Genomic DNA, 23259 nt, shown 5'->3' with positions numbered 1-23259 from the left:
GGGAGTGTTTCTATGGCCTATAGCTTGTTGCCGTTGCCCTATGCATATGATGCGCTTGAGCCTCATATTGACACCAAAACCATGCAAATTCACCACTCACGTCACCACCAGGCCTACGTTGATAACCTTAATGCGGCGCTTGAGCGCGCAGGGGTGGCTGCCGATGAGCCCGTCGAATCATTGGTGATGCGGCTTGACTCCCTGCCACAACCTGTTCGTACGGCGGTTCGCAATCATGGTGGTGGGCATGCCAACCACAGCATGTTCTGGTCGGTAATGGCGCCAAACGGGGAGCGTGCGCCGCGTGGCCGTCTGGCACAGGCGATACAAAACGCATTAGGGGGTGAAGATCGCTTTCGCGAGGCCTTTACGCAGGCGGCATTGAGCCGCTTCGGCAGTGGATGGGCCTGGCTAAGTGTAACTTCAGGGGGCACACTTATTGTGGAAGACACCGCAAATCAAGATAGCCCGCTGATGCATGGCAATACGCCTATTTTGGGCCTTGATGTATGGGAGCACGCTTATTACCTTAAATATCAAAACCGTCGGCACGAGTATGTATCGGCGTTTTATAAGGTTATTAACTGGCTTGAAGTTGAAAACAGATTTGAGGTTGCCATCGCGTAAAACCGGGGTTTTATTGTTTTGGCATACATTTTCACGATTTATTTTAGCCCTAAGGCATAAAACTAGTGCATACCCTAAGTGTCCAAATGCAAGTTATGGTGCACAATCTTGCCATGCAGGTGAGGAGACATAGCCCTGCATGGGCAGCCGGGTAATCGGTAATAAAAAAAGTTGCGGGTCCAATAAAAAATAAAAAAAGCAGGGGCTGGCATGTGTTTAACACATGCCAGCCTTTTGTCATTTCGTGCCCGGCAGCGTCAGTGGACGGTTGTTTTTGAAAATACGTTCAGTACGATAACGCCAGCCAGAATTAGACCAATGCCAATAAAACCGGCAGTATCAAGTGTTTGCCTGAAGACAAGATAGCCAATAATGGAAATGGCAACAATGCCCGCGCCTGACCAAATGGCATAGGCAATACCAACAGGGATGGTGCGCAGGGCGAGAGAAAGGCAAAAGAAAGACAGGCAGTACCCCAAAACGGTAATGGCTGAGGGGTAAAGCCGGGTAAAGCTGTGGGATGCTTTTAGCGCCGTTGTGGCGATAATTTCAGCACCTATAGCAATGCTCAGGAAAAGCCAGTTCATTTGCGTGCTTCTTTGCTAATAATGAGCGGTGGTCAGACCGCGATTAAGCGGAGCGTTGCCGCAGACGCAACAACACCAACACGGCGCCTGCGCCGCCAGTGTTCTCGGAGCATTCGGTGTAGGCGATGATATCGTCCAGTTGCATGAGCCACCGTCGGACGGACTGCTTGAGTACGGGTTCACCATCACGAGAACCATACCCTTTACCGTGAATAATGCGCACACAGCGGATCTGGTGATCAAGGCATGACGACAGAAAGCGATCCAGGCGTTCACCCGCCTGCTCTATCGTATTGCCGTGCAGGTCAAGGCTCGCGCCCGGAACCCACTTGCCCCGTTTCAGGCCTTTGAGCAAGTCGGTGCCATGGCCTCGTCGCAGATAGGGTGCATCGTCATCGCCTTGCGTAACAGGGTGGAATTGATCTGACAGCAAGGGCAGGGGAAGTGCTTCAACACCGAGAGCACGCTGGCGTCGCTGAGCAAGCATATCTGCAGCACCTGTAGGGGTGGCGTGCAGGATGGCTCGACGGCTATTTTTTAGCGGGGTTACCAGCAAAGTCGCGCGCTTGAAGAGCGCAATGTCTTCGGGGCTGAGCAGTGACTCTTTGCTTGAAGGCCGTTGGCCAGCGCTATCAGGATGAGGTGAAAGGCCGGTGTGCTGCTGCTTGCCGGGCATAACCGAACCCCTCTTTTGGGGACGGGAGGCGGTGACGTCAGTGTGCGCTGGCGCGCGGCTACCAGGTGTCTGGCTGGCATTGCTGCCAGCCTTGTGCGCGTCAGCCTGGACGGCGGGCTTAGTGTGCAGGCGCTTGAGGTCAGCCAGACCGTGGGCCAGCCTGACCTGCCGCCTGCCTTTACTGCTCGGCATTCTCCAGCCAGCGCTGGGCGTCTAGCGCTGCCATGCAGCCTGTGCCGGCACTGGTGATGGCCTGACGGTAAACATGATCCTGAACGTCGCCAGCGGCAAAAACGCCCGGTACGGAGGTCATGGTGGCTAAACCCTGCAAACCGCTGCGGGTGATGATGTAGCCATTTTCCATGTCGAGTTTGCCAGCAAAAATCGACGTATTGGGCTTGTGGCCGATGGCGATGAATACGCCTGTTACATCCATATCTTCAGTGGTGTCAGTTTGATTGTTGCGTAGACGGGCACCTGTTACCCCAGACTTATCGCCGAGCACCTCTTCAAGTTCGCAAAACAGCTTGAGCCGCATATTGCCGTTATTGACCTTATCCATCATTTTGTCGACCAAAATGGGTTCGGCGCGGAATTTGTCGCGTCTGTGCACCAGGGTGACCGTGCGACATATGTTGGACAGGTAAAGAGCCTCTTCGACCGCAGTGTTACCGCCGCCGACAACAATGACGTCTTGGTTTTTATAGAAAAAACCGTCGCAGGTGGCACAGGCCGACACCCCACGTCCCATGAACTCGTGCTCGGACGGCAAGCCCAGGTATTGGGCGGACGCGCCTGTGGAAATAATGAGCGCATCGCAGGTATATTGGGCCCCGGTGTCACCTGTGAGCGAAAAAGGCCGCTTGGACAAGTCGACTTCAGCGATATGGTCAAACACCATTTCGGTATTGAAGCGTTCTGCGTGTGCCTGGAAGCGCTGCATCAGGTCAGGGCCTTGCACGCCCTCGGCGTCTGCCGGCCAATTGTCGACATCGGTGGTGGTCATTAGTTGACCACCCTGTTCAAGACCCGTAACCAGCACGGGCTCGAGGTTGGCGCGCGCCGCATAAACGGCCGCGCTGTAACCGGCCGGGCCGGAGCCCAGGATCAATACTTTGGCATGTTTAGGTGCTGACATTACAGAAAATCCGAAAAAAATGAACAGCCAATTATAATGAGTACATGGCTAGATTACCTGCGACATCTCCAAGGTCCTCCCGCAACGTGCGAAATGGGCCCTCTCCTCTCCAGTCTCGGCTCTCCAGTTTGCTGCGTGAAGCTCGCTGGATCGTCTTTGCTGCGCTTGCCGCTTGGCTGGGTCTTGTGCTTGCCACCTGGCATGCTACCGACCCGGCGTGGTCGCATTCGATCACCTCGGGCAGCACGCTTAATCGAGGGGGCACCCTGGGAGCATATATATCCGATTTCATGCTTTTTCTGTTCGGCTATTCTGCCTGGTTATGGGTTGTGCTACTTGCCCAGCGTGTCATCCAGGGGTTTTATCGACTGACCAGCGTTCTCATACCCAGTAAAGAACCACCGCTACCGCGTGTCAAATGGGAGGTCGGCATTGGTTTTTTCCTGATGTTTGTGGGCGTAATGGGCATTGAAGCATTACAGCTTAATGAGAAAATTGCGCATTTGCCAGCCGGCGCAGGTGGCCAATTGGGGCAGCTACTGGCTCAGGGCATGTCCATGGCCATGGGGCTTACTGGTTGCACCTTTTTGTTGCTGGTGTTTGCCGCCGTTGGGGCCAGCCTGTTTTTCGGGTTTTCATGGCTGCATGTGGCTGAGCGCGTCGGAACCTTCATTGAGCGCAGTTTCAAGCGTGTGCTTGAACTCAAAGACGCCCGCGAAGACCGCAAGCTTGGTGCCGCCAAGAAAGCCGAGCGCAATGAAAGCGTGGTGGTCAAACAAGAAAAATTTGTCCATCAACCCGTACGTATAGAACCGGCTGTTACGTCGGTGCCCAAATCACCGCGCGTCGAAAAAGAGAAACAGAAGGCCCTGTTCACCGTGCCGCGCGACCCCGAGGGCGTAGGTGCTGATCTGCCTACGGTTGACTTGCTCGACATGCCGGTCGAAACCGGTGAAACCGTTTCACCCGACACGATCGAGTACACCTCACGTCTCATAGAGAAAAAGCTGTCTGATTTTGGTGTCAGTGTGGTCGTTGTGGCCGCTCAGGCTGGCCCCGTCATTACCCGCTATGAAATCGAGCCCGCCACCGGCGTCAAGGGCAGCCAGATCGTCAATCTGGCCAAAGACCTGGCGCGAGCGCTCAGTCTGGTCAGCATCCGTGTGGTCGAAACCATACCAGGCAAAAACCTGATGGGTCTTGAGTTGCCTAACCCCAAGCGGCAAATGGTCAAGCTGTCTGAGATCATAGGCTCGCAAACCTATCATGCCAGTGCTTCCATGCTAACTATGGCGTTGGGCAAAGATATTGCCGGCAACCCCATGGTGGCTGATTTAAGCAAAATGCCTCACCTTCTGGTGGCGGGCACAACAGGGTCGGGTAAGTCGGTGGGTATCAACGCCATGATTCTGTCGTTGCTCTACAAGGCTGATGCCAGCCAGGTTCGCCTTATTCTTATCGACCCAAAAATGCTCGAAATGAGCGTTTACGAAGGCATTCCTCATTTGCTCGCACCCGTGGTCACTGACATGCGGCATGCCGCCAACGCCCTGAACTGGTGCGTAGGCGAAATGGAAAAGCGCTACCGTCTCATGAGCAAAATGGGTGTGCGCAATCTGGCAGGCTACAACAATAAAATTCGTGATGCGGCCAAGCGCGAGGAGCCGATCCCCAACCCGTTTTCACTCACGCCTGACGCCCCTGAACCACTCAGTACGCTGCCCATGATTGTGGTGGTTATCGATGAGTTGGCCGACCTTATGATGGTTGTGGGCAAAAAGATCGAAGAACTAATCGCGCGTTTGGCTCAGAAGGCGCGCGCAGCAGGTATACACCTTATCCTGGCCACGCAGCGGCCAAGCGTTGATGTCATCACCGGTCTTATCAAGGCTAATATCCCCACGCGAATCGCGTTCCAGGTGTCGTCCAAGATCGACTCACGCACAATTCTCGATCAAATGGGCGCCGAAACCCTGCTGGGGCAGGGCGATATGTTGTATATGCCACCGGGCAGCGGCCTGCCTGTTCGTGTTCATGGCGCCTTTGTGAACGACGACGAGGTGCACCGTGTGGTCGAGTCTTTGAAGGCGCAGGGTGAGCCCAACTATATTGATGGGCTGCTCGAGGGCTCGCTTGAGGGCGAAACAGGCGACGGGGTAGGTGGTGTAACCGGCTTCGCCGACGCCGAATCCGATCCCCTGTATGATCAGGCTGTCGAGGTTATTCTTAAAAACCGTCGGGCATCCATTTCTTCTGTACAGCGCCATCTGCGTATAGGTTATAACCGTGCAGCAAGGTTGCTGGAGCAAATGGAGCAATCTGGCGTGGTATCGGCCATGCAGTCCAACGGTAATCGTGAAATTCTGGTGCCTGCAGGAAACGCGTCCAATGAAGATTAAATCTATTCTGGCGGCCACCGTGCTGGCTGCCATGCCGTTTACGGTCTGGTCGGCGGATGCCATCCAGCAGTTGCGCACATTCATCGCAGATGTGCCGGCTGCATCCGGCCAGTTCACTCAACAGGTGCTTGCTCAAAACCAAAGCAAGTCGCCTCAGTCGGGCGAGTTTTCGTTTCGTCGCCCAGGGCAGTTCAAATGGTCAGTGCTCAAGCCTTATGAGCAGCTTATCGTGTCCGACGGCAAAGTCATTTATCAATACGACCCTGACCTGCTTCAAGTCACGGTGCGTAACGTAGATCAGTCAATCGGCGCTTCGCCGGCAGCCATTCTGTTTGGCTCAGGCTCTCTTGAAGACGCCTTTACGCTTGAGCCGCAAAAGGCGCGCGATGGGCTTGAGTGGCTGCGTGCCATTCCACGTTCAGCCGACGCCGGGTTTACGCATGTGGATATCGGCTTTGCCAAGGGGCTTCCGGCCAGGCTCGAGCTGCTAGATTCCTTTGGCCAAACTACGCGAATTGAGTTTCAAAAACTCGTTGTCAATCCCAAGCTTCCCGCCGGTGAGTTCAAGTTTGATCCTCCTCCTGGCGTAGATGTGGTCAACATGAAATAGGCCGGCATGGCAACCACGGCAGACCTGTTTACTCCTTCTTACCCAGGCGCATACGTTCATGCACCTCTGGCTGAGCGCATGCGTCCGCGCACATTAAATGATGTAGTCGGCCAGACGCACCTGCTTGGCCCTGGCAAACCGCTTAGGGTGGCGTTTCAGTCGGGCCGACCACACTCCATGATTTTCTGGGGCCCGCCAGGGGTCGGCAAAACCACTCTTGCCCGGCTAATGGCTGACGGTTTTGACGCGCAGTTTATTGCCATGTCGGCAGTGCTGGGCGGGGTAAAAGACATTCGTGAAGCCGTGACCACTGCGCAGATTGCACAGGGGCAGGGGCGTCGCACCATATTGTTTGTCGACGAGGTGCATCGCTTCAACAAGGCACAGCAAGATGCGTTTCTGCCCTATGTTGAAAGTGGCTTGTTCACGTTTATCGGCGCAACCACTGAGAATCCATCGTTTGAAGTCAATTCGGCATTGCTTTCAAGGGCTCGGGTGTATGTGCTCAATTCACTGTCCATAGACGAATTGAAGCAACTGATCGATCGGGCAGTGGCTATTCTCAATGTCGACGTAAAGTCTGAACAAGACACTGCAGGTGGTTCTGGTGCACGGTCATCCAGCTTCGCCTCAACTGCCCAGTCAGCTCCGAAGCTCGGGGGAGAGCACGGGGGGCAAGTGGAGTTAAAAGAACAATCGGTGCGACCGGGGGAAGCGGGGGAAGCGGGACGCGCTGCGACGGCAGAACAGACGGAACAAGCAGAAAAAGCAGAAAAAGCAGAAAAAGCCGGAAGAACAGGAAAAGCAGAAGAAGCAGAAGAAGCAGAAGAAGCAGTCACAGCGAGCCAAGCAGGCACGGTCAGCCCGGCGGGCACAGCGGAACAGACTGAGGCCGCTGGAGAAAATACGATTCAAGACGACGGCGACGCTTCCACGCTACGTTTCGATGAGGCAGCCAGAGATCAACTCGCGCGCTGGGCCGACGGCGATGCGCGGCGGGTTATCAACGCCATGGAAGTCGTGGTCGAATCGGCGCTGGCTGCCGGGCATACCTTAATTGACAGTGCCTGGCTCGAAACCTCCTTGTCACAGAACCTGCGTCGTTTCGACAAAGGGGGCGATGCGTTTTACGACCAGATCAGCGCCATGCACAAGGCCGTGCGCGGTTCTGATCCCGATGCCTCGCTGTATTGGTTTTCCCGTATGCTCGATGGGGGTGCCGATCCGCGCTATCTGTCGCGACGTATCGTGCGTATGGCTATTGAAGATGTCGGGCTGGCTGACCCGCGCGCCACGCAGCTTGCACTTCAGGGGGCTGATATCTACGAGCGGTTGGGCTCACCCGAAGGTGAGCTGGCACTGGCTCAGGCTGTTGTGTATATGGCCTGTGCGGCCAAATCGAACGCCGTCTACATGGCCTACAAACAAGCGCGGCGCTATGCCGAAGAGCATGGCAGTGCGCCCGTGCCCATGCATTTGCGTAATGCGCCCACCAAGCTTATGAAAGAACTTGGTCATGGGCAGGCCTACCGCTATGCGCACGATGAGCCTCATGGCTATGCCGCTGGAGAAAACTATTTCCCGGACGGCTTGCGTCCTCGCTTCTATCAGCCGACGGATCGCGGGCTTGAAGGTAAAATCTCCGAGAAACTTGCTTTTCTGCGTTCACTCGACAAGCAAAGTCGCTCTTAGCCAGCCTGTACCCAGGGGCTGCAAGCCCTGCCAGCATAGGTCTGTTACTTACTTTTTTATTGGTTATTTATGTTAGACCCCAATCAGTTGCGCAAAGATCTGCCTGCCGTCGTCAAGGCGCTGGCATCGCGTGGCGTTCAGTTTGACGCCGATCGCTTTAATCAGCTTGAGGCGCGCCGCAAGTCTGTTCAGGTCGAAACCGAAACCTTGCAGGCACGCCGTAATACGGTTTCCAAACTGATTGGGCAACTTAAGTCCAAAGGCGAAGATGCCAGCCAGGAAATGGCTGAGTCGCAGCAGATACCGACTCGTCTCAAAGAACTTGAACTCGCACTTTCAGATGTGCAGCATGAGCTGAGCGACTGGCTCATGACCATACCCAATTTGCCACACGAAAGTGTGCCAGCGGGTAAAGATGAAAATGACAATGTCGAGCAACGCCGCTGGTTGCCGCCCGGCATGCAAACGGATAACAGTGGCAACCCGCTGCCGTTCTCGTTTGTACCGCGTGACCACGTTGATGTCGGCGAACCGCTGGGGCTTGATTTTGAAACTGCACGAAAGCTGTCAGGCTCGCGCTTCATGATGTTGCGCGGCCAGATGGCACGCCTGCATCGCGCACTTGCGCAGTTTATGCTTGATCTGCAGACGGACGAACACGGCTACACCGAGTGCTACACGCCGTACATTGTCAACAGTGCCACCCTTTTTGGTACAGGCCAGTTGCCCAAGTTCAAAGACGACATGTTCTGGGTAACCAAAGGTGGTGCCCACGAAGAAGAGGGCGCTGTTGAGGGCGAGCAGCAAGACGACGCACAAGACCTCTTTCTTATCTCAACGTCTGAAATTACGCTTACGGGTTCGGTGCGCGATACCATTGTCCCGTATAGCGAGCTGCCTCTCAAACTTACCGCCCATACGCCGTGCTTCCGCTCTGAAGCGGGCAGCGGCGGGCGCGATGTGCGCGGCGTAATACGTCAACATCAGTTCGACAAAGTTGAGTTGGTACAAATCGTGCACCCCGATACCTCGTATCATGCGCTCGAAGAAATTGTGTCCCATGCTGAGGCCGTGTTGCAACGCCTTGGCGTCGCATACCGCGTTGTGTTGCTGTGTACCGGCGATACGGGCTTCTCGTCTGCCAAAACCTATGACATCGAGGTATGGCTGCCGGCTCAAAATACCTGGCGCGAAATTTCATCGATTTCCAACTGCGAAGCCTTCCAGGCGCGCCGCCTGCAGGCGCGGTATCGCCCTGAAAAAGGCAAGCCCGAATATCTTCATACGCTTAACGGCTCAGGCCTTGCTGTGGGCAGGGCACTGGTGGCTGTGCTTGAAAATTATCAACAGGAAGACGGCAGTGTTGTCGTACCTGAAGTATTGCGACCCTATATGGGCGGGCTTAAGGTGCTCAAGACCGCCTAAGTTGCCGCGTTGGTATACCCGTGACGCACGATCTATGATCAGGTGTAGTATTAAAGAGCCTTCGACCTTGTGGCCGAGGGCTCTTGGTTTTTAATCGCAGAGGCCTGGGGCTTCAGATGACAGCTTCCACGCTCGACCTCGTCCCGCAGGATGAGGTGTGCATGTAGGCAGATTTCCACATTACAAGGGATAAGCATGGATCTCGAACTGGCAGGTAAGGTAGTGGTGGTGACGGGCGGCAGCAAGGGCATCGGCCTTGCATGTGCACATGCGTTTGCGCGCGAAGGTGCGCGTGTTGCCATTGTGTCGCGTAGTACTGAAAACCTCCATGCGGCGCAGCAAGAACTGGCGCAGGCCGGCTTTAATGTCCATGTTCAGGCGGCAGACCTCAGCAATGCAGTTGCTGCTGAGAGTATGGTGCTGGGGATTAAAGAAGCTTTGGGGCCCATCGATGTGCTGGTTAACTGCGCGGGTGCTGCTCGGCGCTATCCGCCTGAGGCGCTTGTGCCCGAATCATGGCGCGATGCCATGGATGCCAAGTTTTTCCCTTATATCAACGCCATGGACGCAGTGCTCAAAGGCATGATCGAAATGGGCGCTGGTGCCATTGTCAACGTTATTGGTAATGGCGGTCGCGTTGCCAGTCCGGTTCACTTGCCGGGTGGTTCAGCCAACGCGGCGCTGATGTTGGCGTCTGCAGGGCTAGCCAATGCCTGGGGGTCTAAGGGCATACGTATCAATGCGATAAACCCCGGTCCAACGCTGACAGGCAGGGTACAGGGTCGGCTGGACGCCGAAGCATCCCGTACAGGCGAGTCTGTCGAAGTTCTGCGCCAGGCCATGGAGCAACGCATACCGCTGGGCCGTTTGGCGCGGCCTGAAGAAGTAGCCGATACCGCGTTGTTTCTGGCGTCTGCGCGTGCAAGTTATGTGACCGGTGCGCTGGTGACCATGGATGGCGGTTTGGTTCCATTGGGCGCTTAAACGTGGCTTCTTGCTACTCGTTGTAGCGCTGCCACGGGGTAGTCTGCCTTAGCGGGTTGAGTGCTGCAGCAGTATAAATTGCATAACGGGCCCCTGTTCGGAGGGGCCCGTTATGCATTGAGGCGAACCATTTATTTGGCGTGACGGGCCAAGTAGCCTGTGAGGTGCCGGAAGTGCTGTTTACTTGCTGCGACTTTGCGCGTTTTGACTGATGGTCGGCTTGCCGGTGTGCGGGTGTGAGCCTTTAGCGCTTGCCGCGTGTTGGCTGGGGTGGGCAGCGGCACGCCATAAAACGAGTGGCCCGTGTCAGATGGCGTTTTGTAGGCCGTAAATGTTTTGGCGTCTTGGGGCAGTTTGGTGCTTTGGCCCTGGGCAAGCGTGGCAGGGTGGTTTTCAGGTTGCTCAACGTCGGGTGAGCTGAGCGTTAACGCTGCATACACCACGGCTACCCAGAAAATGAGTGACAGCGATATCGAAAGCAAACCATCGAAGCTGCCATAGCCTGTGGCCTTGGAGGCTTCAATGCCCAGAAACGAAGAGAGATAAGGGATGTGGCCCAGCCCTTCGACCATAACGTTACCGGGCAAGCGGTAGAGCGTGCGCAGGAATTCGGAGATTTCGAGCAGGCTGTAAGAGCCGTCGCCGTTCAGGTCGATGACCAAATTTAATGAATGGATACTCATGCCGGCCTCCTAGACTCAGTCGGCCTGCAGGCATGTAGCCGCATGCGAGGCCGAGAAGCAGTTGCATACGTGCAACCCCATTACCAACACATGACATCTTTGCTCTACTATAAACCTCCCCGGCAGGACCCACAATGGCAGTGGTGGCGGGTTTACTCAATCTCGCTATAGGGCTCGAATTTGCCGGTTTTTGAGTTTCTGATAAACAGCACGCCTGTCGCCACACCAAAGTAGGCACCGTGCAAGGTTAGCGCACCGGCTTCAACAGCCTCGCGAACGGCAGGAAAGGTCATGAGGTTTTGCAGGCTGTAGTCAACCACTGCCCATTCCAGCTGCTGGATCCAGCCTGCTCTGTCATATTTTGATCGGTCTACTTTCTCGGCCACCTGGGTAATCTGTGACATCCATTTGCCGATGAAATCACGTTTTGACAGCGGGGCGGCTTGGTTGGCGAAAGCACTTACCCCGCCGCAAGCTGCATGCCCCAGTACAACTATATGCTTGACGCGCAAAGCATTTACGCCGAACTCAATGGCGGCGCTGGTGCCGTGGAATGATCTTTCGGCATCTGTCTCGCACGGTGGCACCAGGTTGGCGATATTACGGATGACGAACATTTCACCGGGGCCAGCGTTAAATATGGTCTCTGGTGCAACCCGGGAGTCGCCACAGCCAATTACCATGATCTCCGGATGCTGACCGTGCTTGGCAAGGTCTTCATAACGTTCGCGCTCTTGCGATAGGCGTCCGTGAAGAAACGATTGATAGCCTTCGGTAAGCCGTTCGGGAAACATCAGGAAACTCCTTGGTATTGTTGGAACCGTGATTTTACGCTTGTTAGGGATAGGCGTTTTGTGTCACTTGTTCGCATGCAAGGCTGCTCGTTTTGGTTGCCGCGCGAAGTAAAGGGGCTGACACAACAAAAAACCCGCCTAGCCATGAGCAGTGCGGGTTTGTTTGAATTTTCTGGCGGACAGGGTGTCCGCCATTATATTATCCGAATCCATCCGGACATGTCATACAAATATGCCTAAAGCCTACTAATTACAGGGTTTGTGCTATTTTTATGTCTAACCTAGTCAAGTTTCATCTGATACAATCAGGCCATTAAGTGGTGGGTAAGGTGGTGGGTAGGATGCTAACGGAACTAAAGATCAAACATGCTGGGCCTGGGATGCACCTGGACGCCTCTGGCTTGTACCTGCAGGTGACAGCCGCCGGTGCTAAGTCCTGGATATTTCGCTACCAGTTGAACAAGCGCCGTCGGGAAATGGGGATCGGCCCCCTGGCGACCGTACCAGCCAAAGAGGCGCGTCGCCGTGCCGCTGAAATGCGTGTGCTAGTTGCGGCTGGGATAGACCCTATTGACGAGCGCCAGCGCCTGGCCGCGCAAGAGGCCGAGCGTCAAGCGCAACAGGCCGCCCATGCTGTGACATTCAAAGAAGCCGCCGAGGAGTACATCGAGGCTAACCGCGCAGGCTGGCGCAATGCCAAGCATGTGCAGCAGTGGGAAAACACCCTGGCCACGTACGTATACCCGGTGTGTGGTGTCTTGCCGGTGGCCGAGGTGTCAGACACCCACGTGCTGGAAGTGCTCACGCCTATATGGACTACCAAGACCGAAACCGCACGACGCATTCAGGGCCGTATTGAGAATATCCTGGACGCGGCCAAGGCCCGCAAGTTGCGAAGCGGGGAGAATCCAGCCCGGTGGCGCGGCCACTTGGACAAACTCTTGCCCAAGCCTTCCAAGGTGGCTCAGGTTGAGCACCACCCGGCGTTGCCCTACGCGCAAATGCGCGAGTTCTTGCCCAAGCTGCGAGACGTAGACGTGGTAAGTGCCCTTGCGCTTGAATTCCTGATACTGACTGCAGCACGTAGTGGCGAAGTACTCAAGGCGACATGGCAGGAAATCGACGAACAGGCCGGCACCTGGACCATACCCGCCGCGCGTATGAAAGCAGGCAAGGCGCATCGTGTGCCGTTATCCGATGCCGCCCTGGCGGTGCTGGAGAAGGCCAAGGCCATTCGGCACACTGACTATTTGTTCCCCAGTGTGCGTACCAGGTCCGCAATGTCGGACATGTCACTCACCATGCTGCTGCGACGTATCCACCCAGGCATTACCGCGCACGGCTTTCGGTCGTCATTTCGAGACTGGGCGGCAGAGCAGACAACATACCCCGGCGAGATGGCCGAGATGGCGCTAGCGCACGCCGTGGGAAATAAAGTAGAGGCCGCATACAGGCGGGGCGATATGTTCGAACGCCGCCGTCAGATGATGCAAGACTGGGTCACCTGGTGCGAGCCACAGCAAGGCAACGTCATACCGATTAGAAACAAACCCGCTGCTGGATATTGACGCCACGCTGCAGGCGCTAGTGGGGTGCTTGAGCGCCAGTTTGCGCGAGTATCAATAGCGTTTAAGGAGGCGCGATACGCGCCCTCAAAACAACTCTACAGTTGTTTGACACGTTCGGACACGTCCCTGATAATCACTCTCAGTATCTCGAACTAAATATTTGCGATGCCTGACCGCGACGACAGGCGAAGTACGAAGGGGGGCGTGAACCCCTCGGGTAATCGGGCTTTTGGGGTCCTCCACACGCCACCCAAACCTGATCCCGCCCAATGGTATTGGGCCGAGCTTTTAGAGATACAGGCCGGAGCGTAATGCGCTGTCGGCCTTTTTTATCGCGTGTCGGCAGCAGCCCCCTTTTCGGAGTTGCTCATGCAAACCAACAAACTACCCGCTACTGGCCTGCTGCGCCTGAAGCAAATCATCGGCGACAAGAAAGCCGGTATTCACCCTCTCATTCCCGTTTCGCGCGAGACCTGGTACACCGGCATGAGGTCTGGTCGTTACCCTCAGTCCGTCAAGATCGGTGCCCAAGCCGTGGCTTGGCGCGTCGAGGATATCCGCAAGATCATGACGGAGGGCGTGTAATGCCTAACCCTAATAATTCCGGTCTATTCGCATGGGAAGCCGCTGCTGCCTTAAGCCTGACGCAGGCCGAGTTCGCTGTTGCAGTGGCTGCTGGCAAGATTGCCCGCCCACATTATGACGATGAAGGCCGCCCCCGTTGGGAAGGTGCAGATATCGGTCGTGTAACGCGTGAGCAATTCGGCTCTGTAAGCCTGCACCGCCCAATTACCACGGTTGAGCGCATGAACAAAATCGATGGGAGACTACCATGAAGAAACTCGCAAACGTTGTAGCATTTTCCCCGAACGTGACGCGCCTTGAAAACGATCTGCGCAGCCAGATAGCTAACGTCATGGCCCAGTATCCTGACCTGTCCGCGTATGGCTTTCACTTTAGCGCAGGGGGCGAGTGGGATGATTTGGAGCTATACAAATGCTACCGCGACATGATGTTAACCAGTCGCTTTGCTGACGAGGTGCTTACGTGCATTGAGGCTATCTATGCGCCTAGGGCACGATGGGAGGCGCGCGCTTGGAGGCTAGACTTGGGTGGTAGCTACGGGCTAAAGCATGCCGTCGAACGGTGGGTGCGGGAGGGAAACCGCGACGACCTGGCCTCTTATATTTCTAACGGGGCTTTCATCGTGGCAGCGGTAATTGAAGGCTGGGTGCCTGTTCGCTCCCAGCGCAGCCCGAACTGCAGATTTGCACGGGAGGGGAAGCGATGACAGCACAAAAAGCTACGCCCACCGGGCAAGTGGGCGCAACAGGGACTTCAACAGCACATGAGGCTTCTATTGTAAAGCTATCGGACACAACAAGCACACCGCCGCCGGTGCTGGTACCTATTCTGAGTAAGATTCCTGAAACGCTGAAGCGGCATCCCCGACGTTGGTGCGTCTGGCTTGCCGTCTGGAAGAGGGACAGAAACAAATACGATAAGCTACCCAAAAGCGTGTTCAGCCCGTTGACAAGCAGGACGCTGTCCGTTAGTTCCGAGGCCGGTTGGGGAACCTTCGACCAAGCGGTGGCGGGTCATGACATCTTTAGTCTGGTTGAAAGCGGTGGGTTAGGCTTCAAGATGACGGGCGTACAGGGTTTGGTAGGCATAGATCTGGACCACTGCGTCGATGCAGACGGCGAAATAAGGCCATGGGCGCAAGAGGTTATCGACAGGGCGCAGTCTTACACCGAATTGTCGCCATCGGGAAAAGGCCTCCATATATTCGTCAAGGCGACCACTGAGGCTGACTGGGTGAACAATGCTCAAGGCATTGAAGTGTACGGGGGCAGTGGGGCCCGGTTTCTCACGGTAACGGGCCATCGTATATCCGGTACAGCAGACGATATAAACCGAGCGCCCGTTGGCTTTCTTGATTGGCTTAAGCAAACCTATCGACACACCGGTAAGGCCGCCCCTACGATTGACGCAGACATGCCCGATCTGTTGTCGGTAGAGTCGTTGCCAAGTATTCAAGATTTGCGCCGTGCGCCTGGAGTATCCGACGATGTACTTGTATTTTTGGATGAAGGTACCACGCCAGATCAATGGGATGGCGACCGGTCGAACTGGTTACAGCGAATCGCGCGCGAACTCACAACAGCGGTAGGTGGTGACCGACAAAAAGTGTGCTCAATTATCCATCACAACCCTTACGCTTGGGACATGGCGTTGGACAAGCGAGGGGGGGATGAGCAGAGGGCGTTAGACTTTGTGTGGCGGCATAATTGTCTGAAGGTGCGGCTCGACACGATCATGACGGGGGATGAATTCGAGGACGTCACGCCTAATGCGGAAGAGGTAGCACAGCGGGCCGAGCAGGAACGCTCAGCGCTGGACGCCAAGCGCCGTGCACACCAAAAACGCGAGAATGAAATAATCGGTGAGGGGCATTACCGTTTCCCCATAGCCGAGGAAATCACGCTTGAATCTGCAAAAGAGCGCTTTGTGTTTATATCCGAGGGTTCGATGGTTGTTGATATTTTCAGTCCACAGTTTGTGTTGAAGCTGCCGGACTGGAAAAATACATACGCGGCATCCACCGAGGAGCTACCAGGCGAACCAGGCAAGCCGCCCAAGGTTGTGCCAGTCACGCAACGATGGTACACGTCAAAGCTACGCAAGCGTGCGGTAACCCGCACCTTCAAGGCGGGGGACGGGTTGATACTACTCGATCCTGATGGCAAGCTGGCCGTTAATTCGTGGCGCCCGTTTGACCGAACTGTGCAAGTGGCTGACGTCCAGGTTGCTGGCGTGGGCTTGTTCCTAGAACATGTGCACTTCTTATTCGGCGGGGACACGCCCCGCTTCCTTGATTGGCTCGCACATATTGAGCAGTGCCCAGGCGTGCTGCCGCACACGTCCTGGCTGCACATAGCTACAAATTTTGGCATGGGGCGCAACTGGCTGGCGTCGGTGCTGGCCCGCGTATGGGCAGGGTCGGTTGCGACGAACCTGGATTTGGTGGATATGTTTGTCAAAGGCTTCAACGAGCGTCTGTCTAGAAAAGTGCTGGCGGTGGTTGATGAAATTCGCGAGGGTGGCCGGGATTCTCAGTGGGAGCATAGCGAGAAGCTTAAAAGCACCATCACTGAGGAAGTGCGCCGTATCAACCCGAAGTACGGCCACGTGTCCATGGAGTTCAACGCATGCCGCTGGTTGCTGTTCAGTAATCACCTGTCGGCTATACCGCTGGAGAATGGCGACCGCCGGGTCGAGGTCGTGACGACCGATGCACTGCCCAAGGACCCGGCGTATTACACCAGGCTATACCGTGCCTTGGAGTCGCCGCAGTTCATAGCAGCTATCGCGGCATTCTTAGGTAAACGCGATATCTCGGGCTTTAACCCTGGTGCTCACGCACGCAACACCGAAGCGAAAAAGGCCGCTACGAAGGCCAGCCAGACGCCTATGGCCGAAGCGTGCCAACTGCTTGTTGACCACTGGCCAGCGGACTTCATCACGGCGGCGCACCTTTACGATGTGCTAACAGGCGGTCGTGGGGACGGATCGCTGACAGCCGCACACCGTCGGTCACTGGAACAGGCGGGAATCCATCCATGGGGTAAGCCGGTGAAAATTGACGGTAGAGCAACGCGCGTGTCGGTTGTGCGCAATCGGGCGCAGTGGTTAGCGAACGGAACCCCCGATGATCTACGAAAAGAGCTTGAGAAGGTAAAAATTGACGTGTTGGGGGCGACCACTTACGAGTATCTGCTCGGTTTGATAGCGGACACGTAAAAAAATGCGGTTACGCGGTTACGCTGGTTACGCAGCCCTATATAAGATCAAAATCATTTCTATTTATTTATTTGGGTTTAATAGGAACCGCGTAACCAGCGTAACCAGCGTAACCGGCCCGGTGGTGCGTTCGTATGCGGCAGGTGGAAGGTTTCCAGGCCAGTACGCGCGTGAGGAATTATCAGACAGCATCGCGCTACGCACGCGCGCGAGGGGTTTCGTGACATCTACGTGCGCGCGAGAGAAAAGTTGACACCTGAAAAGGAAAACGAATGTCGAATATTGTTTTGTTTGAGAAGCGCCAGGGCTACTACCTGGTCGGCGACCCTAAAGCGCCGGTGCCCTGGGTGGGCGACAACCCGGAGGCACTGCACGCGCTGCACGAAATGGCCTCGTATCAGGCCTGGCACGCCCTGGCCGGAATGTCTGGTGGTGTTGACAGCGCCAGCGCCTCGTATCAGCGCCTACGCAACGCTGCCAGGGGCCTGGAACGAGTAGCACCGCTGTTGGCTGCCGAGTTGGAGCGCGGGGTGAAACGCAAGACCAGCGGCCGCCACACGCTTTGGCGGTACGACAGCAAGGGCGCTCTGGCATTTGTCGAGACGCGGCCAAGCCTGACGAGTTTGGACAGCCCCCTAACTGGAGTAGCGCCTCCGCAATAACGCGGCCACCATGGCGGCATTACAAACACAACACACGCAAAGCCATGGTAGAAAAACAAACCTTTGAAAATCTGGTGAGCCACCAGCGCGAAGCAGTGGCCGCCCTGGCCACGTTTGGTGAAGAACTGCAAGCAGGCCTTAAAGCCAAGACCGCCGAGCTTGAGGCTATCGCCAACGATCCGACCGCCCACGGCACACACGGCAGCCACCAGATGGACGCCGCAAGAATCGAGCTACGGTCTATCCAAGGGCAGACTGAAACCAACCAGGAAGAACTACAGGCCGCGCAGCGCAAGCTGTTCGTGCTTGAGCAAACACTGACCCGCACCGAGGGTGCAACGGGGCCGAGCAAGAGCGAAAGGATCGACAGCCTGGTACGCGAGCGTCAGGCCGAACTGGCACGGCTGACCGCACGCCGTGGTGAGTTGAGCTTGGCGCTATTGGACGATCCAGCCGACGTAGGGTTGCTTGAAGACCTAGACATTAACGACGAGCACATTGCAACCATCACCAAGCAACTGGCACGCTACGAGGAGGCCCGCACCGGCGCAGCCCGCAGTGATGCTGCCGCTGCTGCGGCTGCACGGGCACGCACGGCAATCGAGAGCCGCAACAAGGCCGTAAGCATTGCGCAGGCCCGCGTGGCTGTGGCCGATAAGCTGGACGAGTACCTTGCAGGCTTGGCCCCCTTGCTGCGCGAGTGGGGCCAGATCGACGCAGAGGTACGCGCCGAGGTGCACGCTGCGATCATGGCCACGGCACCCGCCGATGCCAGCCTAGCTACACGCACCACACTGCAGGACCGCGTCGCACATGCGTCGCCTGCCAACTGCATCAGCTTTGCCGTGGCGCAAGCCGTATGCCGGGCGCAGCTGCAGGACGTGACAAAAGGACATTTGAAGTTTGAGGCATCCAGCGTTGCAGACCGCAACACCGCAGGGGTCACGGCAAAGTCTTTGGCAGAGAAAGCCATCGCGCGCTTAGCGGGCGGCATTGACGAGGCGCTGCAGCACATGGAGGTTACCGCACTTGGTTGACCCTAACGTATTCTTTCCGAGCATGGCACAGGCTGAGCCGCAGGCCGAACCAACAACAAAGCTGACCGCAGAGCCTGAACCGGCCAACGGCAGCGAGAGTTTCTACCCAACGATGGAACCCGAGCAGCAGCAGGAACCCCAGTACGAAGATTTTTATCCGACGATGCCAGCCGACTCGCAGGAACAGGCTAAGGCTAAACCTGAGCAAGACCAGGCCAAAGCGAAACCTGCGCAGGCCGTGGCGGGGGCCAAGCCCGAGCAAGAACAGGGCAAAGCCAAACCCGTGCAGAGTAAGGGTAAGGATAGCGGCGGGACTCTGACGGTGGAAGCGATCCAGGCCAACATTCCCGAGAATATTCGTGCGCTGCGCAACGAGGACCAGGCGCGTAAACTCTTTGGTGCTAACTCCACGCATAGCGACGCCATCAAAGACGATATTTTCAATCCGCAGACCCTGGCCGAGGCTGGCATACCCGCCGAGGTGGCGCAAGGGGCAGTACGCGAACTACGCGAGATTGCCGCCGACCTTTCAATGTCGGGTACCGAGGTGTCAGTAATCCAAAGCCGTGCCGCCGTACTGCAAGCCGAACCGGTACCGGACGAAACACAACAGGCTGACGCATTGCGCCGCCTGACTGATGTATTCGGCCCGGACCAGGTGCGTGCCGTCCTAGCAGACGCTAACCAGTTGCTGGAGCGCGACCCGCGCACCAAGGCCCTAATCACGCGCCTAGGCCTGGGCAACGACGCCGAGACCATCGTAACGGTGGCACAGGTGGCGCAACGGGAACGCTCACGCGGACGGCTGTAAGCGGCTAGGTTGATGGCTGAACGACTGATCGCGTTAAACCCCCGAAGCTAACGTTACGCCCCGCTTACAAACTGATGAAGCGGGTGGTCGGCGCTACCGGCAGGGGAAGTCTGTTCGCCAAGCTAACAACAGACTCAACGAAACGGGATCGCTTAGAAATTTTGGTTTTTTTTCGGGCGCCATTTTGTTCAGAGTCCTTTTAAGCGATAAGGAAACCATTAGCAATAACTCTTCTGTTTGAAGACCCTGGTCTTTGGGGAAGCAAAATATGGGGCCACCTGCTTCCTTTCCAGCTATCCCTGCTATAAGATATGCCTCAGCCATGCCGGTCATATACATCTGCGTCATTTGGCCTTCCACCCCACCCTTATCGAGTAAATCGAGAACACGTTCCGTTGAAAGGAAGGCGTGAGCCTGTGTAGTAATGGCTAGAGAAAAAGCTGCAGCGAATAGTAATTTCCTAAGCATCGTTCTTCTTTCATTTAGGCATTAAGCATGGATTTGATCCGTAATGATACAGTTCGGTAGGCCGCCAGGCTTGCCGGTACTTGAAAAATGATTGTCCGAACGAATTCAAATTGAAATAGATCAGCGCATTAGCAAGGTATCGTTCTGCCCTCGTTACGGGTTGATCCGCCGTCACATTCTCTTTGGAGAGCTGTATCGAGTAATCTGCTTTGCACACCGTTTTCTAAATAGAATAGTGGTCGCTCAGACTCAGTCTTCTCGCTAGCGCTCAATGCTTTTAATGACTAAATATGAGCGGAAAGCAGTGGCTACCAATGACCAGCGACAATTCCACATGGCTGCAGCAAAGCAGAGTCTTCTTTAATGTTGCTGCCAATATGTGCGGGTGCCTCATGGGATGATTTTGTGGCGGAAGCCAAGGTTATCCCGATTGCAGAACTGACTTGCCCTATGCGATTTTCAATATTAATTTGTTGTGGTCACAGTTAGGCGGATGTTCAAGTCTCATACGCACTTTCATGCATGTCGCTATCCTTCAAATAATTGATCTGCTCTTCCGCTGCAGACCGAAAACGGATCGCGAGAAGCTCTGTGGTGCGAAGAAACCCATCTGCAGCACATCGTCTAGCGAGTTTTGTCCACCCACTCCCCACAAACTGTATGAGCCAACAATACGACCTGAGTAACGACCCTTTCTTTCGACTCATCAACGACTCCGAATGGAACGCCTGCATAGGGCCTCAAGGCCATGAGGAGAATTACGTGGACGGATACATGGAGGCTGCAATGTATCTCTCACGGGCCGTTCTGGAACAGAATCTGCTCGCTTCGCGAGACACATTGGTTCTGCCGATTCTATACAATGCTCGCCATGCCATCGAGCTTTCGCTCAAGCTTGTGCAGAAGCAACTGTATAGTGAAGGACTGCTTAATGATGGACCAAAGTCGAATCACAGGATTCAAGTGCATTTTGAGAAGCTTGAGAGCGCGAATCTCGGCGACTATGAGATGCGGGAGCTCATCAAGCGTCTCTCGCCCTTTGTCGAGAGCCTAGCGGAGATAGACGACGATGGGCAGCAGCTGCGGTATGCCATTGACCAAGAGGGGAACGCTAGTCTGGAGAATCGCCCGCTGGCGAACCTTAAAGTGATTCACCGCTCATTGCTTGAGCTCAGCGATATCCTAAAGCATCTGAACAGGCGCACTCATGCGTTCTGTGAGGAGCACCGGACCGGCACCTTCACCAACCGTTGCTCGCGTAGCGACTTAAAGGCTATAGCTGAGGTCCTGGTTGATTTTCCAGGGCGACGCGGGACCGAGTACGAACAATTTCGCGATGACGTAAAAGCCCGATACGGACTGGGAAACAAGACATTGCTAGATGCGATTAAGGTCATCGAGGCCAACCGAGAGATGGGGGCTTTGCTTGGCATGGAGTTTTCGTTGAAGCGACTGTCAGACGAGAAGATCCGATTCGCCGTTGCATGCTGGACTAAGCTTCACCCCCCGCGAGACCCCGAGATTCCGCGCGTCTGCATTCTGAAGCCTTCGGATGTTATGTGGGAGATGCGCGATATCCCAAGCAGTTTTACAGTAAGCAAGGAGCTGCTTGCCCGCATAACGACTGATGAGCTCATTGACCTCGATACCATCTTCCATCTTTCAAGGGAGCGCTACTTCCCCGAGTCCTATGACCTACTCTATGAGCGAACGCAGCGGGGTTACGCGGCAGAGACGGACCATACTGGCAAGGCCAGCCATCTAATGAGCAAGACAAATTTTTTGAAGGAGGTGTCCCGAGCGTTAACCCTGCTAGGCCGCCGAAACCTATCTGCGGAAGTTTGGGCTACTCGGCCGGACTTGCTCTGAGCTTCCGGCGGCGTGAGGACCGTCAGGTGTGAGCCTGCCGGTTCAAAGGCTCACAAGTAGCTACACTTTACCAGCGCTTGCTTAACGCGATATTTTTTTTGGTAATGAGTGCCCATCCCCCTTTATGGACTGAGCCGAGCCAAGAGCCGGAAGAGCCAGAGCCAAGAGCCCAATGTAGTAAGTTGTGGTGGGTATGGTGGTGGGTAGAAATGACAAAGCGCCCTGAGAGGCGCTTGTTTGTTGATTTCTTGGCGGACAGGGTGAGATTCGAACTCACGTTACGCCTAGACGTAAACCGGATTTCGAGTCCGGCGCATTCGACCACTCTGCCACCTGTCCTGTGTTGGCGCACCAGTTGCGCGCCATGCCATATTGCCGACAATACTACTAACAAGGTCGGTCGAAGACACCTGTACTAGCCGGGCAAGTCCGCTATTCTAACAAGAAAATTAAAATTTTTCACGAAGCGCCCAGAACGCAGGTATAGGGCGCGCGGGCGTTTGTCTGAGCGTTACACTATCAGTGAATGTCGGGCTTTCTGCTGCATCGTAAATCGCGGTTTTTTGCGATGGCGGGCGTGCCATGAAGCTTTCATGAACCACTCGAAAGGAAAACTATGCTTACAGGTAAACACGCGGTTGTGACTGGCTCTACAAGCGGGATAGGCCTAGCCATCGCACGTGAGTTGGCGGCCAATGGCGCCAACGTAGTGCTAAATGGCTTTGGCGATGCCGCCGCCATTGAAAAAGAGCGCGTAAACATAGAGCTTGAATTCAACGTTAAGGCGCATTACATCAATGCAGATCTGTCAGATCCAGCCGCTACGCGTGAATTTATCGACACTGCAGCCAAGGCCCTGGGTGGCGTGGATATCCTTGTAAATAACGCAGGTATCCAGTACACAGCACCCATAGAAGAATTTCCGGTAGAGCGCTGGGATGCCATCATTGCCCTTAACCTTTCAGCCGTGTTTCATGGCACGGCTGCGGCCTTGCCACATATGCAGAAGCAGGGCTGGGGTCGTATTATCAATATTGCATCGGCCCATGGCCTGGTAGCGTCGGTTCATAAGTCAGCGTATGTGGCGGCTAAACATGGTGTTGTCGGCCTGACCAAGGTGACCGCGCTTGAAAACGCAGAAACCGGCGTTACCTGCAACGCCATCTGCCCGGGCTGGGTACGCACGCCTCTGGTCGAAAAACAGATCGAGGCGCTTGCGGCAAAGCAGGGCGTTGATGTTGAAGCGGCTGCCAAAGAGCTGCTGTCCGAAAAACAACCCTCGCTGCAATTTGTCACGCCGGGTCAACTGGCTGGCGCGGCGGTATTTTTGTGCTCAGACTCTGCCGACCAGATGACCGGCACCACGCTTTCCCTTGACGGTGGCTGGACAGCTCGTTAATCATAACGTGCAGAACAATGCGTGGA

22 protein-coding genes and 1 tRNA gene are annotated in these 23259 nt (G+C 55.6%); 16 read left to right on the top strand and 7 right to left on the bottom strand.

What is annotated here, in order from left to right; translation table 11 throughout:
• The first annotated feature begins 12 nt into the window (after nt 1-12).
• Nucleotides 13-627: a superoxide dismutase gene (locus FQ179_RS16455; protein WP_149398417.1), complete on the top strand. Its 615-nt coding sequence runs from the start codon at nt 13-15 to the stop codon at nt 625-627.
• A gap of 257 nt (nt 628-884) precedes the next feature.
• Here FQ179_RS16455 and FQ179_RS16450 read toward each other — a convergent pair whose 3' ends face one another.
• From FQ179_RS16450 to trxB, 3 genes are read right to left on the bottom strand one after another with little or no spacing between them, the layout of a single operon-like run.
• Nucleotides 885-1214, bottom strand: coding sequence for a multidrug efflux SMR transporter (locus FQ179_RS16450; protein ID WP_149398416.1), 330 nt, complete (start codon nt 1212-1214; stop codon nt 885-887).
• Between the two features lie 43 nt (nt 1215-1257).
• The gene (locus FQ179_RS16445; RefSeq protein WP_255475034.1) at nt 1258-2082 is read right to left on the bottom strand and encodes a Smr/MutS family protein; all 825 of its coding nucleotides are present in this window, start codon (nt 2080-2082) and stop codon (nt 1258-1260) included.
• Nucleotides 2069-3028 (bottom strand): thioredoxin-disulfide reductase, encoded by a 960-nt coding sequence (trxB, locus tag FQ179_RS16440; RefSeq protein ID WP_149398415.1) that lies wholly within the window; start codon nt 3026-3028, stop codon nt 2069-2071. The genes FQ179_RS16445 and trxB overlap by 14 nt, the downstream gene beginning before the upstream one ends.
• Before the next feature lie 44 nt (nt 3029-3072).
• Between trxB and FQ179_RS16435 the strand changes: the two genes are divergently transcribed.
• From FQ179_RS16435 to FQ179_RS16410, 5 genes are all read left to right on the top strand, one after another.
• Entirely contained in the window at nt 3073-5427 is a 2355-nt protein-coding gene (locus FQ179_RS16435; RefSeq protein WP_149398414.1) for a DNA translocase FtsK, read from the top strand.
• Nucleotides 5417-6037 carry an outer membrane lipoprotein chaperone LolA gene (gene lolA, locus FQ179_RS16430; RefSeq protein WP_149398413.1) on the top strand — a complete coding sequence of 207 codons (621 nt, stop codon included), beginning with the start codon at nt 5417-5419 and terminating at the stop codon, nt 6035-6037. Before FQ179_RS16435 ends, lolA begins: the two co-directional genes overlap by 11 nt.
• Before the next feature lie 6 nt (nt 6038-6043).
• Entirely contained in the window at nt 6044-7729 is a 1686-nt protein-coding gene (locus FQ179_RS22770; RefSeq protein WP_255475033.1) for a replication-associated recombination protein A, read from the top strand.
• Between the two features lie 69 nt (nt 7730-7798).
• A complete protein-coding gene (serS, locus tag FQ179_RS16415) occupies nt 7799-9154 on the top strand; it encodes a serine--tRNA ligase (RefSeq protein ID WP_149398412.1) in 1356 nt (451 codons plus the stop codon).
• Between the two features lie 195 nt (nt 9155-9349).
• Nucleotides 9350-10138, top strand: a complete 789-nt coding sequence (locus FQ179_RS16410) for an SDR family oxidoreductase (RefSeq protein WP_149398411.1) — start codon at nt 9350-9352, stop codon at nt 10136-10138.
• 131 nt (nt 10139-10269) lie between these two features.
• On the opposite strand, the gene FQ179_RS16405 is transcribed toward FQ179_RS16410, so the two are convergent.
• Both FQ179_RS16405 and FQ179_RS16400 read right to left on the bottom strand, forming a co-directional pair.
• Nucleotides 10270-10821, bottom strand: coding sequence for a hypothetical protein (locus FQ179_RS16405; protein WP_149398410.1), 552 nt, complete (start codon nt 10819-10821; stop codon nt 10270-10272).
• 152 nt (nt 10822-10973) lie between these two features.
• Nucleotides 10974-11615, bottom strand: a complete 642-nt coding sequence (locus FQ179_RS16400; RefSeq protein ID WP_149398409.1) for a carbonic anhydrase — start codon at nt 11613-11615, stop codon at nt 10974-10976.
• Nucleotides 11616-11956: 341 nt separating this feature from the next.
• Between FQ179_RS16400 and FQ179_RS16395 the strand changes: the two genes are divergently transcribed.
• The 8 genes from FQ179_RS16395 (at nt 11957) to FQ179_RS16360 (ending at nt 19497) form a co-directional block, all read left to right on the top strand.
• Nucleotides 11957-13183, top strand: coding sequence for an integrase arm-type DNA-binding domain-containing protein (locus tag FQ179_RS16395; RefSeq protein WP_149398408.1), 1227 nt, complete (start codon nt 11957-11959; stop codon nt 13181-13183).
• Between the two features lie 369 nt (nt 13184-13552).
• Nucleotides 13553-13768, top strand: coding sequence for an AlpA family transcriptional regulator (locus tag FQ179_RS16390; RefSeq protein ID WP_149398407.1), 216 nt, complete (start codon nt 13553-13555; stop codon nt 13766-13768).
• Nucleotides 13768-14019, top strand: coding sequence for a hypothetical protein (locus tag FQ179_RS16385; RefSeq protein ID WP_149398406.1), 252 nt, complete (start codon nt 13768-13770; stop codon nt 14017-14019). The genes FQ179_RS16390 and FQ179_RS16385 overlap by 1 nt, the downstream gene beginning before the upstream one ends.
• On the top strand, nt 14016-14474 hold the full coding sequence (locus tag FQ179_RS16380) for a hypothetical protein (protein WP_149398405.1): 459 nt from the start codon (nt 14016-14018) through the stop codon (nt 14472-14474). Before FQ179_RS16385 ends, FQ179_RS16380 begins: the two co-directional genes overlap by 4 nt.
• On the top strand, nt 14471-16987 hold the full coding sequence (locus FQ179_RS16375) for a DUF5906 domain-containing protein (protein WP_149398404.1): 2517 nt from the start codon (nt 14471-14473) through the stop codon (nt 16985-16987). The genes FQ179_RS16380 and FQ179_RS16375 overlap by 4 nt, the downstream gene beginning before the upstream one ends.
• A gap of 272 nt (nt 16988-17259) precedes the next feature.
• The gene (locus tag FQ179_RS16370; RefSeq protein ID WP_149398403.1) at nt 17260-17649 is read left to right on the top strand and encodes a hypothetical protein; all 390 of its coding nucleotides are present in this window, start codon (nt 17260-17262) and stop codon (nt 17647-17649) included.
• 44 nt (nt 17650-17693) lie between these two features.
• A complete protein-coding gene (locus tag FQ179_RS16365; RefSeq protein WP_149398402.1) occupies nt 17694-18686 on the top strand; it encodes a hypothetical protein in 993 nt (330 codons plus the stop codon).
• Nucleotides 18679-19497 carry a hypothetical protein gene (locus FQ179_RS16360; protein ID WP_149398401.1) on the top strand — a complete coding sequence of 273 codons (819 nt, stop codon included), beginning with the start codon at nt 18679-18681 and terminating at the stop codon, nt 19495-19497. The genes FQ179_RS16365 and FQ179_RS16360 overlap by 8 nt, the downstream gene beginning before the upstream one ends.
• A 93-nt stretch (nt 19498-19590) precedes the next feature.
• Here the strand turns inward: FQ179_RS16360 and FQ179_RS16355 are convergent, their stop codons facing one another.
• Nucleotides 19591-19965 (bottom strand): hypothetical protein, encoded by a 375-nt coding sequence (locus FQ179_RS16355; protein ID WP_149398400.1) that lies wholly within the window; start codon nt 19963-19965, stop codon nt 19591-19593.
• Between the two features lie 660 nt (nt 19966-20625).
• Here FQ179_RS16355 and FQ179_RS16350 point away from each other — a divergent pair.
• Nucleotides 20626-21834, top strand: coding sequence for a hypothetical protein (locus FQ179_RS16350; protein WP_149398399.1), 1209 nt, complete (start codon nt 20626-20628; stop codon nt 21832-21834).
• A 249-nt stretch (nt 21835-22083) separates the two neighbouring features.
• Here FQ179_RS16350 and FQ179_RS16345 read toward each other — a convergent pair.
• A tRNA-Ser gene (locus FQ179_RS16345) sits at nt 22084-22173 on the bottom strand.
• Nucleotides 22174-22450: 277 nt separating this feature from the next.
• Between FQ179_RS16345 and FQ179_RS16340 the strand changes: the two genes are divergently transcribed.
• Nucleotides 22451-23233: a 3-hydroxybutyrate dehydrogenase gene (locus FQ179_RS16340; protein WP_149398398.1), complete on the top strand. Its 783-nt coding sequence runs from the start codon at nt 22451-22453 to the stop codon at nt 23231-23233.
• Nucleotides 23234-23259 lie beyond the last annotated feature (26 nt).

The sequence above is a fragment of the Pusillimonas sp. ANT_WB101 genome (assembly GCF_008369125.1).
Taxonomy (GTDB): Bacteria; Pseudomonadota; Gammaproteobacteria; order Burkholderiales; family Burkholderiaceae_B; genus Allopusillimonas.
Note: the sequence above shows the minus strand (reverse complement) of the source record. Positions and strands in the feature narration are given on the sequence as shown.

What these genes read in the sequence shown, in the direction of transcription:
- FQ179_RS16455 (WP_149398417.1), top strand. Translation starts at nt 13, where the DNA reads ATGGCCTATAGCTTGTTGCCGTTGCCCTATGCATATGATGCGCTTGAG.
- FQ179_RS16450 (WP_149398416.1), bottom strand. Translation starts at nt 1,214, where the DNA reads ATGAACTGGCTTTTCCTGAGCATTGCTATAGGTGCTGAAATTATCGCC.
- FQ179_RS16445 (WP_255475034.1), bottom strand. Translation starts at nt 2,082, where the DNA reads ATGCCGAGCAGTAAAGGCAGGCGGCAGGTCAGGCTGGCCCACGGTCTG.
- trxB (WP_149398415.1), bottom strand. Translation starts at nt 3,028, where the DNA reads ATGTCAGCACCTAAACATGCCAAAGTATTGATCCTGGGCTCCGGCCCG.
- FQ179_RS16435 (WP_149398414.1), top strand. Translation starts at nt 3,073, where the DNA reads ATGGCTAGATTACCTGCGACATCTCCAAGGTCCTCCCGCAACGTGCGA.
- lolA (WP_149398413.1), top strand. Translation starts at nt 5,417, where the DNA reads ATGAAGATTAAATCTATTCTGGCGGCCACCGTGCTGGCTGCCATGCCG.
- FQ179_RS22770 (WP_255475033.1), top strand. Translation starts at nt 6,044, where the DNA reads ATGGCAACCACGGCAGACCTGTTTACTCCTTCTTACCCAGGCGCATAC.
- serS (WP_149398412.1), top strand. Translation starts at nt 7,799, where the DNA reads ATGTTAGACCCCAATCAGTTGCGCAAAGATCTGCCTGCCGTCGTCAAG.
- FQ179_RS16410 (WP_149398411.1), top strand. Translation starts at nt 9,350, where the DNA reads ATGGATCTCGAACTGGCAGGTAAGGTAGTGGTGGTGACGGGCGGCAGC.
- FQ179_RS16405 (WP_149398410.1), bottom strand. Translation starts at nt 10,821, where the DNA reads ATGAGTATCCATTCATTAAATTTGGTCATCGACCTGAACGGCGACGGC.
- FQ179_RS16400 (WP_149398409.1), bottom strand. Translation starts at nt 11,615, where the DNA reads ATGTTTCCCGAACGGCTTACCGAAGGCTATCAATCGTTTCTTCACGGA.
- FQ179_RS16395 (WP_149398408.1), top strand. Translation starts at nt 11,957, where the DNA reads ATGCTAACGGAACTAAAGATCAAACATGCTGGGCCTGGGATGCACCTG.
- FQ179_RS16390 (WP_149398407.1), top strand. Translation starts at nt 13,553, where the DNA reads ATGCAAACCAACAAACTACCCGCTACTGGCCTGCTGCGCCTGAAGCAA.
- FQ179_RS16385 (WP_149398406.1), top strand. Translation starts at nt 13,768, where the DNA reads ATGCCTAACCCTAATAATTCCGGTCTATTCGCATGGGAAGCCGCTGCT.
- FQ179_RS16380 (WP_149398405.1), top strand. Translation starts at nt 14,016, where the DNA reads ATGAAGAAACTCGCAAACGTTGTAGCATTTTCCCCGAACGTGACGCGC.
- FQ179_RS16375 (WP_149398404.1), top strand. Translation starts at nt 14,471, where the DNA reads ATGACAGCACAAAAAGCTACGCCCACCGGGCAAGTGGGCGCAACAGGG.
- FQ179_RS16370 (WP_149398403.1), top strand. Translation starts at nt 17,260, where the DNA reads ATGTCGAATATTGTTTTGTTTGAGAAGCGCCAGGGCTACTACCTGGTC.
- FQ179_RS16365 (WP_149398402.1), top strand. Translation starts at nt 17,694, where the DNA reads ATGGTAGAAAAACAAACCTTTGAAAATCTGGTGAGCCACCAGCGCGAA.
- FQ179_RS16355 (WP_149398400.1), bottom strand. Translation starts at nt 19,965, where the DNA reads ATGCTTAGGAAATTACTATTCGCTGCAGCTTTTTCTCTAGCCATTACT.
- FQ179_RS16350 (WP_149398399.1), top strand. Translation starts at nt 20,626, where the DNA reads ATGAGCCAACAATACGACCTGAGTAACGACCCTTTCTTTCGACTCATC.
- FQ179_RS16340 (WP_149398398.1), top strand. Translation starts at nt 22,451, where the DNA reads ATGCTTACAGGTAAACACGCGGTTGTGACTGGCTCTACAAGCGGGATA.